This is a genomic window from Salinisphaera sp. G21_0 (assembly GCF_017744115.1).
Taxonomy (GTDB): Bacteria; Pseudomonadota; Gammaproteobacteria; order Pseudomonadales; family Endozoicomonadaceae; genus Endozoicomonas.
Genome location: NZ_JAGHQW010000013.1, coordinates 101881 through 112038 on the forward strand (window position 1 = coordinate 101881; position 10158 = coordinate 112038).

Annotated in this window: 7 protein-coding genes; 4 read left to right on the plus strand and 3 right to left on the minus strand. The window is 44.8% G+C overall.

The features are described from left to right. Positions 1–505: 505 nt before the first annotated feature. Together J7439_RS08375 and J7439_RS08380 are read left to right on the plus strand one after the other, a co-directional pair. Positions 506–1153: a hypothetical protein gene (locus J7439_RS08375; RefSeq protein ID WP_209201370.1), complete on the plus strand. Its 648-nt coding sequence runs from the start codon at positions 506–508 to the stop codon at positions 1151–1153. After that, positions 1092–4667, plus strand: a complete 3576-nt coding sequence (locus J7439_RS08380) for a nuclear transport factor 2-like family protein (RefSeq protein WP_209201371.1) — start codon at positions 1092–1094, stop codon at positions 4665–4667. The genes J7439_RS08375 and J7439_RS08380 overlap by 62 nt, the downstream gene beginning before the upstream one ends. A 131-nt stretch (positions 4668–4798) precedes the next feature. Here J7439_RS08380 and J7439_RS08385 read toward each other — a convergent pair whose 3' ends face one another. The 3 genes from J7439_RS08385 to J7439_RS08395 form a co-directional block, all read right to left on the minus strand. Then, positions 4799–5290: a hypothetical protein gene (locus J7439_RS08385; RefSeq protein ID WP_209201372.1), complete on the minus strand. Its 492-nt coding sequence runs from the start codon at positions 5288–5290 to the stop codon at positions 4799–4801. Positions 5291–5950: 660 nt separating this feature from the next. Then, complete coding sequence (locus tag J7439_RS08390) at positions 5951–6688, minus strand: hypothetical protein (RefSeq protein ID WP_209201373.1); 738 nt, start codon at positions 6686–6688, stop codon at positions 5951–5953. Between the two features lie 232 nt (positions 6689–6920). Next, positions 6921–8513: a hypothetical protein gene (locus J7439_RS08395; protein WP_209201374.1), complete on the minus strand. Its 1593-nt coding sequence runs from the start codon at positions 8511–8513 to the stop codon at positions 6921–6923. A 140-nt stretch (positions 8514–8653) separates the two neighbouring features. Here J7439_RS08395 and J7439_RS08400 point away from each other — a divergent pair, with 140 nt between their 5' ends. Further along, positions 8654–9571 carry an F-box protein gene (locus tag J7439_RS08400; protein WP_209201375.1) on the plus strand — a complete coding sequence of 306 codons (918 nt, stop codon included), beginning with the start codon at positions 8654–8656 and terminating at the stop codon, positions 9569–9571. 205 nt (positions 9572–9776) lie between these two features. Next, on the plus strand, positions 9777–10073 hold the full coding sequence (locus J7439_RS08405) for a transposase (RefSeq protein ID WP_209201376.1): 297 nt from the start codon (positions 9777–9779) through the stop codon (positions 10071–10073). Positions 10074–10158 lie beyond the last annotated feature (85 nt).

Genomic DNA, 10158 nt, shown 5'->3' on the forward strand with positions numbered 1-10158 from the left:
CAGAGAGACTACGCTCGGAACATCAAATCTTTTCATAAAAAAACTAATATCACTTTTAACGGTCCCTATCATACAGACTCTCGTCAGAAAACTCATCAGTGATTACCTTATCTTGAAATAATTCATGCCTCCATGACCCCGACAGCAGTGAGTAGTCGTAGCGTACACCTAAGGAATTTCAGGTACAGAATGGAACTTTACAGCACATCAGTTATCCGAGGTCGTCAATGTCATAGTGTTATTGGCTGCTTTGGAGAGGGCAAACAGGGCATTTCAAGGCATGTTTTTTTACACCAGCCGCATCGATTTTTCATCGAATCAGCGACCAATGCTGAAATGGGGAACTTTTATAAGAATCAGTGGTCTTTGGCTGTAATTCAACAGTTCAATAATTCTAATGGACACATTCAAACTGAACCTTGATCCTGATCTTTTTTATGCCAATTTACAGGGTTTTCCAGATAATTTTTTAACACTAAACGACACTTTTAGCTCATCGCCATGCATGGCTGGTTATTCTGTAGACATACATGATTCTTCCCTTGACGAATATTTCAATCAGGAAGTCACAAATCAGGAGCCACCTTCTCCACGATCACTGAATGACTTTTCAATTTCTCATTTACCATTTGCTGAAAATGCATCAACTCATTTTTCTCTGCCATCAACCCTTCTGGTTGCTGTAGTTGGCCCATTGAATAAAAATACACAACAGCCGGGGCATACCGTAACTTCTGGATTTACAGTCACTGAATCTTCCTGTTCTGGTGACCCTCAGCCACCTGCGCCTGAGGTGGCAAGTGCTTCTGAAAAACGCAAGACGAACAAAGCCAAAAACCAGGCCAAATACGTCGCATCCGAAAAAGGCAAGGCGAGCAGAGCCAGATACTTCAGATCCGAAAAAGGCAAGGCGTCCAAAGCCAGATACGCTTCATCCGATAAAGGCCTGGCGAACAAAGCCAAGTACAACTTATCCGATAAAGCCAAGGCTTACAGAGCCATCAGAAACGCCAGATCAAACGCCTATAAATCTGCCATAAGAAAAGGCTTTAGCGAAAAATTGGCCAGGGAGAAAGGAGAGTTGGCAGCTAATGCAAAAAGAGCAGAATTATCATCAGTGCTGCCTCTTGCCACTGTTAATTCGACTGACTGAAGGAATATTTGTACCGAATTCACCTTCTCAACATCAACTGTCCAGACAGGGTTTTATTCTGAAAGCAACCGCATCAACCTACTCCCGCCCAAAGCCTGCTGGCCGTGTTGCCCAAGCAGCTGGTTCAAGGGGGATTCCTGATCGCTCAAGAAGTACATTTAACGGTAAAAGAGTATCAAACCATCCGTCTTATAGAGGTAGAGCCCCCACCCAGGATGTCGGCAAAAGTGTTGAGGACGCCTTTTGGAATAAAAACCCATTAAAGGGACGTCAAATCTCCTCGGCCGCGGTGCTTGGCACCTATAGAAATGATAAAACGTCTCTCAGAGGTGGCTTCTTCCTGCAAAAGCTCTGCTTACAGAACATTCTACACGGCAATAGAAAAGTGTCCCCGGACCAGGTCATTCAGGAATTCAACCGGAAACCAGATGGTGACAAAAAGTGCAAAATAGCGATAGTTCGCTTCAAAGCGGAATGTTGCCTGAAGGGCCTGCTGTTAAATGGACGACAGGTCTCACCAGATGCGGTGATTAATGGTTTTAAGGCAGTCAGGGCAACACTGGAGCTGGCGCGCTTTAAGGCAGAATGTTGCCTCAGGGGATTGCTGTTGAATGACCAGCTGGTCACAACGGACGCTGTGGTTGAGCATTTCCCGGATAGTCCGGAGGGCAAGTTGGGGTTAGCCCGGTTTAAGGAACAATGCTGCCTGATGGGTCGGCTATTGAATGGCCGACAGGTCACACCGGATATGGTAGTTAAGGGTTATCAGGCCAACAAAGCAACACTTGAGCTGGGGCGCTTTATTGAACAATGCTGCATCAGAGGGCTGCCACTCAATGGCCAGCGGGTCACACCAGCTACGGTGGTCAGGGAATATCAGTCAGCCGGAGCCTACCTGGAGCTGGCACGCTTCAAAGCGAATTGTTGCCTTAAGGGCTTGCCGTTGAGTGGCCAGCAGATCTCACCGGATACAGTAGTTAAGGATTGTCAGGTAGCCAATGCAACATTGTCGCTGGCACGCTTTAAGGAAGAATGTTGCCTGAGAGGCCTGGCGTTGAATGGCCAGAAGGTCACACCGGAGGAGGTGATTGAGGATTTTCAGAAAGCCGGAACCACACTGGAGCAGTCCCGTTTCAAAGCGGAATGTTGCCTGAGGGGCCTGTTATTGAACGGCCAGCAGATAACAACGGATGAGGTGGTTAAGGATTATCAGACATCCGGTGCAACTCTGGAACTCGCCCGTTTCAAAGCGGAATGCTGCCTGAAGGGCCTGGAATTAAACGGCCAGCAAGTTGCACCGGATGCGGTGATCACGGTTTTCCCGGACAGTCTCGAAGGCAAATTGGGCAGAGCACTCTTCATGGTACAATGTTGCCTGAGAGGACTGCTGGTGAATGGCCAGCAGGTCAGACCGGATTTGGTGGTTAAGGATTTCCCGGATAGTCCGGAAGGCAAACTTGGAATAGCGCGCTTTCAGGAAGAATGTTGCCTGAGAGGCCTGGCGTTAAATGGCCAGAAGGCGACACCGGATGCAGTGGTTAAGGCTTTCCCGGATACGACAGAAGGCAGGCTCGGAATAGCGCGCTTTATGCAGGAATGCTGCCTGAAGAGACTGGTACTGAATGGCCAGCAGGTGACAGCGGATGCGGTGGTTAAAGCGTTCCCGAATAGTTCAGAAGGCAGGCTGGGAATAGCGCGCTTTAAGCAGGAATGCTGCCTGAGGAAACTGGTACTGAATGGCCAGCTGGTTACCCCGGATGAGGTGTATAAGAATTTTCAGACGGCCAAAGCGACACTTGAGATCGCACGCTTCAAAGAAGAATGTTGCCTGAAGGGGCTGCTATTGAATGGCCAGCAGGTCACACCGGAAGCAGTGGTTAAAGATTATGAACGCGGTGGCTGGTTGCTCGAAAGAGCTATTTTTTATTCTCTACTGGCATTGCATGCCAGAGAGTTGAATGGCAACTATCTGGATAACCAGAAAGTGTTAGAAACGTTTAATGAAGTACCTGGCGATCATTCTTCACGACAGGCGATGTATCTGATTCAAAGGCTGAATCAATCTCAGGAATATGATGAAACCTGCGAAGCTCAGGATATCATTCAAACAGCCTGGCAACTATTAAACAACGTATCGCTCAAAGATGAGCAACATCGGCTGCAATGTATCTTGAAATTCATGGCTATGCAGAATGAATTGACTATCGATCATCAGGAAGTGTCAGCAGAACAAGTGTTGCAATCCATCAAAAAACTGAGGAACTCATTTCAGAATTCACGCGTACATTTCTTCTTCCTGGCACACTGCTATATCACGAGGCAGTCTATTGATGGACTGAAAGTCCACAAGGACCAGGTACTTGGCTGTCTTCAGAGTTTTCCGGAAGGAAGCAAACTGCACCATGATCTAGGCTTCTGGTTTGAACAACACAGCTACGAAGCCCGTTGTGTAAATAACACCGGACATCGACACAGAGATAACCTCCCCGACCTGATTCCCAATATAGAGAACGTCGGCCAAACAACGAAACACCGGGGTGAAACAGGCCATACATTCGCCACTCACGGCATTACCACCAATGGGGCGCAAACTGTGAAGCAATGGTCAACAACTGGCAGACTGGATTTCCCGGAAAATCCGGTTCTGCGGTTAAATGCGCTAACACTGAAAACACTGGAGATTATCCAGGAAATCAATGTTTCTTATAGCAATACCCCCATTCTGATTACCGGTTCTTATGCGCGTTTTTTACAGGACCACTGCTCATTATTTAATGATATTGACATTATCTGCTCAACAGAGGAGCCCGCCAGAATACTCTTTGCAAAGCTAGAGGCACTGAACACCACAGACTCAGGAATTCCCAAAAGCATCACCATCTGGCAACTCCCGGGATGTCCGGAGATTAAACTACCAAAAACCTACAATATTCATCTCAGGGACGCGGATCTGTGTATGAAAGCCATGGGGCTTCAGGTCAGTGTTGACGCCCGATTAACCCATGACAATACAGCACCATTGGCCGTCCACGTTCCCGGTGTTGCGAGGCCGGTACTGTGTTTGTCGTTTGCTGATGAAACAAAGTTACTGAACGATACGCTGGAATACCTCGCTGAAAACCTGGACCCGCTGACCAGGCAACTACAAAGAGGGGCAGTATTTGACCTGCCTCGAACCATTCTTTTTAACGACCCCCAAAATATTGAGGAGCGTATTTATGGCTTGCTTATTCGCTCACTGCTTACCCTGAATAAAGCCGGGCAGTTTATTGATCTGCACTCTGAAGGCAAACCCGGAAAACCTGACTGTCTGCCGGAATATCTCCAAGAACAACGACAACGCCTGCATACGCTTACGGCACATCTTCAAACAAAATTGGCTGGCCATGTTTGCCGTGGTGATTTCGAGCACAGAATTAACAACTGGTTGTCAACCAATCAGTATGTGAGCGATTATGAAATCAAAAAGAAGGATTTTATCAAATCACTGCTTGTGCTGATGCATCCGGCATAAAATCTGGCACAAACAACAGTGACTCCAAAATGCTATCCGTTAATTAGCACTTAATCTTTGGACTTATCTTAATCCTGTAAAATGCAGCCATTTTAAGAATGAGCTTATGCAATACAATATAATCCGTGCAGTCAGTGTATAAGCTGTATTTTTGTCAATGTATCAGCACCAACCCGAGGTAGTTTAATATGAAAGTATTCACTCAAATTCTTGCAAATGGCATATCTATCAAAGGCCATGGCGCTAATAGCGTCAATGATTTTGTAGGTGGACTTGTTCCGGTAAATATTGAAAAAATGCCCTTTTTCCTCACCAGACACTTGATATGAAAAACTGACAATGGCGTGTTCATTTTGCTTCATCTCAAGTAATTTCTGCTCACATGAAAATATCAGATCATCATGTTCTCCTTCAAACAGCTCCAGTTTCAGTGTTTTTTTTCCCAAGTAGATGTCATCAAGTTTGCCATAGACAGTCAGTGTTGATAGTGGTGCTGGTGCAGTAAATTCATCACAAAGAATGGGCTGAAATGTTTTATTCTCCAGGTAATGAAAGACCCTCATAGCAACAAACCCACAATTGGCTTTACATTCTGCCTGGTTAATATTGGCAAGAATATCCATGTTCTGCTCCTCAAACCTATCAGCTTGAGATGCAGTTAGATTACTGCTTTGATTTTGTGCGGATAAACAGTCAGAAATCATACATCAGGTCAGTGAAGCCGGAATGGATCGCTACTCTCATTGTTAGCATTCACTTTCTCAAGCGTTAACCAGCACAGTGATGTTTTATGCCATTGACCCGCCTCCCAATGCCCTTTGTATTATGCCTCTGCGCTCTATAAAAGACAGTTCATTGTGGTAGCGGTGTAAATGAAGTTTGAGGCCTTTGAGACTGGCTGATTTACGTTGACACAAACTACACTGGTAGGGATGCTTTTCTGCTGACAGCTCCACCTGCCGAATGGGGGCATGTTCGGCTCAGTTAGCCTCACCTCTGGCTTGACAATATATTGCATAGTGATCCGCCCATGGTTTTTCAAGTGGCGCTGTCTCAAGAAATAACTGGCCTGTTATTGCATAAACATACATGCTTTTCATTCTGCCCTGTCCATAGGGTTGAATTTGCGGCTCTAGAACAACTCCCCGGAATGCCGGGTATAGATCCTGAGTTGTCTGATATTGTTGGTAGTGCATTGGGTTTGGTTGCATCATTTGTTACCTTGCCAGATATACACTGATGTTTATTTACCTGTCGGTGAGGCCTGCTCCTTGGTTGAACAGCTATTGAGTAAACCTTTCCCCTGATTGAACAGCAATCCCCTGCATGATAGCTTGATATTTTTTCCAAATATTATTTTTTTCCGCTATTTGAGACCTGACCTCTATCTCTAACCTGTTTTTTTCCGTTATTAGAAATCTGTTTTCTAACTCCAACCTGTTCTTTAACGCTACAATAGCCCTGTTCTCTAACTCAAGCTTGTTTTTTCCCATTATTAGAGATTTCTTCTCTAACTCCAGCCTTTTTTTTTCAGACTTCAACATTTTCACTTCATTGGCAACAGCTTGTTTATTAGCCATTACCTCTTTTCTATATCCTGCTTGATGACGCCTGTTTTTTTCCGCTCTTCTAATATATCTCACGAAACTTTTAAATTCCTTGCTATTTTCTTTCTTGAGAAGCAGGTTAAGCTCTTTAGTTGATGTCTCAGCAAGTTCCTGACGAGTATACTCTCTATTACCTATAAAAATTTTCTGAGCTGTTTTTTTCAGTGAGTTTTGATCAGTTAAGCCAGATTCTGTCATTTTGCAGCTTTTGTCTCTGAGATCTGCAGCGACAGGATTATCACACTCTGCTTGACGTTTGACTCCCCTGGCTAAGGCCTCTTCTTCAATGCTTACCTTTCTGCAAAACGATTTTGAAGCCAGCGTTGCTTGCCTCGAAACAGTCTTAGTCGTCTTGAGAGACAGATCGCCAGTATGTGGGCCTACCCCAGTCGCATTGACATTGGCTTGATACATTTATTGACCACCTTTTACGACTTTCTCTATGACTGTATTTGAGTTTTAATTAACGACCCCTGATGTATGCACACAAAAAGCCGCACTTAAGCCACACGACAACCATTGTGCAGCACTCTCGATTTTCTGAGCCAATCCTGGGAGTGTTCCGCTACCTGTAAGCCTGTTTGTTAAATAGCGCCAGAATGCAAGCCCATATTGTCGGAAGGTTTTCTTGAGGCTAGCTTGAATTTTATATCTGTCCAGTACCCAGATCGGGTAGAGATTCAAGCAAAGAGCGAAGGTTCTGGAGCCACATGATATCGTCTAAGGTTTGCACCACTCGGTTTTCAAACAGAATATCCATCATCTGTTGTTCATTTTCGGTGAGGTGTAATGGATCAAAGGGTCTTTCCGGATTATTGAATGGAAGATCAAAAACACTTAGCTCCCCACAGTTGCCCTGATGCACTCTGAACTCGATAACGCAATAACTTGCTTCCTTAATTGCTGTTAATTCATAGAGGAAATAATATTTGTCATTGCGCTTGGGCAGAACAAAATCTCGCAAGTAACCAGCTGCCTTGCCCGGATCAGGCAATATCAGTTTTTCATTATCTCTGGTGACAATATAAGGAGTTGATAAAAAAGGGCTATACACGTGGTGTTTACCGTGCTGTTGCCTTATTTTGAGGACTTTGAACAGTTCCCGGACTTCGTGAAACAGCCATTGCTCCAACTTTTCATAGGCGGTACGTTTTTCAGGAAATTCTTTCCAGCCACCGTAGTCCAGAAATATCAGTATTATGACCTTGTACAGATCGTTGTCCCGATCTCTATTAATGCTTGTTACCAGCTCTTTAACGGTCTCATCTGATAGCAGTTGCAACACCTCCTGAAGCTGGCCAGCTCTGATGCACAAAGGCACATGGCGGATAACTCTTTGACCACCACGCGTTCTGGTCGTAAAACCATAGTTAATTATTTTCAGACAGTTGTACGACCAGTGCATTAAGACAGGCAATGTATTTTCATGTTCAGTTTTTATACCGAACTCCCTCAACAGAGCAGTAGCGATCTCTTTTGCTTCACACCAACCGGCTGCATCAAGCAGTGAATAGAGTTCTGTTTGCTGGGGTATATTCGCAAGTTGTCTGATATTTTTGAATTCTACAAAAAAGCTGGTCTGTTTGTAATAGTCCCAGCCGGCCTCCCGATCCGGTATCTTTATTAATGTCAGAGGTCCTTTGCCGGTCGAGGTGCTGACCTCCGCTTGATTCAGCAGCCCATAGTTAATACCCTGGTCATGTCTGAGGGAGGTCGGCTCATGGACTGCCGCTAATTGCAAAAGAGCACAGGTACGCTCGTCAAACCCATCAAGGCTTGCCAACCATCGATTGTATTGTTGGATCAGTTCTTCCAGCGCCATCCCGGTCTCTGAGGGGATGGTTGCCAGCATCTCAAACAGCTTCTCTACCAGCTCACATAAACGCAATTTGACCAGCGTCTCCGATGGCAGCGGTGCCAGCACCGTCTCCAGTATTGCCAGTATTTGCTCCCCACCCGTTTGATCAATGGTCAGACTCATTAATGGGTAGCCAAAGTGACATCCCTGGGTTTCCGCCAGTACTGTGCCTTTTCTGAGGGCGATGCCAGGAGCTGTGACTGTGACGTTGTTGGACTCATACTCCATACCAATGAGCCTGGTATTGTTGACTACCGGAGGAAGGCCCAGTATTTGGCTGATATCCCGGTTGAAATACCGACGCTGAACGGCATGGTCATCCTCAAGAGGTCTGCTACTGTCGGCGGCTGGAAAATTCGTCGAAATTGTCGTTGGTAACATAGGTAATGATGGTGGTAGCTCTTTTTCTGATTCAGTGCGTATTGCCCCCCCGGATAACAAAAAACAGAAATAAAAAATATAATTTATATTTTTTTTCGATTAGACAGCAGGGGCGATGAAAAGTTCATTTAGTCAAATGTATGGAAACGAAACCTCTGACTATCAGTGCAAGACGGCTCACAGCATGTGGATACTGCCGTTTTTTCCAAAAATCAGGCGGTCTGAGAGCATGTTGCCGCTGTGGATGTCCCGGTTTTGCATTGCATCACACACTCGCCCGCAGATGGAACTTTTTCACAAACTCAGGTTCTATTAAGGCTTGGAAGAGAAGGAAATATAAGAACTATCTTATGCCATTCGATGCTCCAAGTAATCAAACAGGGTTATCGCCCAGAATTCCAGGGCAATTAGCAGCATCAACACCTGACCAACAGCTACAACCTGGCTACTTCAACTGCTTGCCAGTTGAGGTTATTCAACATATCGCAAATAAACTGACACTGCCCGACGCACTCCGGCTCAAGCAGACCTGCCATAATGCCAACAATTCTATTGATCAAAAGATTATCGAAGATTTAAGGCATCGAATTCAATTCAAAAATATGAAAACAGTAGTACATTCGAGCAAATATGAGAGTTTAAAATCAATCTACAATTCAGGAAAATTTGATCATTTTTTTAAACGATATGTATACGACCAACACTCAGAGCTTGTTAAAGATCCAGAACGGGTAGATATTAAATGTTTCCTGGCAATTATGGAGCTGGGTAACGCAACCACTAAATACAAAGATGAAAAATATACAATGTATACAGGACTATTTGAAAATGGGCATGCTTTTCTTATTGCACCTCGTCACTCCTCCAGTATTGAAGAAGATACAAATACTAATAACCCCAACAAAGTTTTATTTAATGGAAATACATACAGTGTAAACATTGAAGCTATTTACTCGGGTAGAAGTTTTCAGGAAGTAAAGAAACTAATAAACATAGTTCATAGTAACACTCCGCTATCAAAACACATCTCTCATATTCTTGAGCACGAGTATAAGTAGTTCTTCTTAAGGTAGACATTAAGCCCCACCCACCGCACAAAGGCCTAATCTTGTACGCCTTGAACAACCATCCCGCGCAGGGTGTTCTCGTTTCGCATTATCTCCCCAGAAGTCCAGCAGCTTCTTAATGCATGAGACTGAAGTGGTTATAGTTTTCCGGACACACAGACTCGGGTAATATCAAAGCCCCTCAAGGTGTGTCCAGATGTCAGAAAAGAAAGTCAAAACCTATACGGCAGAGTTCAAGGAATCTGCTGTGAAACTGGCTGTAGAATCCAATCAGCCAGTAACTGATACCGCTAGAGATCTTGGTGTTAACGCTAACACCTTGCATACCTGGATTGGTAAGTATCATCGCCCTAAGGCATCTGGTAAGGCCGAAAAGCAGGATGAGCATTTATACGATGAACTGAAACGTTTGCGTAAAGAGAATGCCCGACTGAAAGAGGAGCATGCCATTTTAAAAAAGGCGGCAGCCTTCTTTGCGCGAGAAAGTCTCTGAGATTCGAGTTTATCAAGGATCATCAGGAAAGCTTCAGCATAAGAGCCATGTGCCGGGTTATGTCGGTATCCTGCACAGGCTATTA

What these genes read in the sequence shown, in the direction of transcription:
- J7439_RS08375 (WP_209201370.1), top strand. Translation starts at nt 506, where the DNA reads ATGGCTGGTTATTCTGTAGACATACATGATTCTTCCCTTGACGAATAT.
- J7439_RS08380 (WP_209201371.1), top strand. Translation starts at nt 1,092, where the DNA reads ATGCAAAAAGAGCAGAATTATCATCAGTGCTGCCTCTTGCCACTGTTA.
- J7439_RS08385 (WP_209201372.1), bottom strand. Translation starts at nt 5,290, where the DNA reads ATGGATATTCTTGCCAATATTAACCAGGCAGAATGTAAAGCCAATTGT.
- J7439_RS08390 (WP_209201373.1), bottom strand. Translation starts at nt 6,688, where the DNA reads ATGTATCAAGCCAATGTCAATGCGACTGGGGTAGGCCCACATACTGGC.
- J7439_RS08395 (WP_209201374.1), bottom strand. Translation starts at nt 8,513, where the DNA reads ATGTTACCAACGACAATTTCGACGAATTTTCCAGCCGCCGACAGTAGC.
- J7439_RS08400 (WP_209201375.1), top strand. Translation starts at nt 8,654, where the DNA reads ATGGAAACGAAACCTCTGACTATCAGTGCAAGACGGCTCACAGCATGT.
- J7439_RS08405 (WP_209201376.1), top strand. Translation starts at nt 9,777, where the DNA reads ATGTCAGAAAAGAAAGTCAAAACCTATACGGCAGAGTTCAAGGAATCT.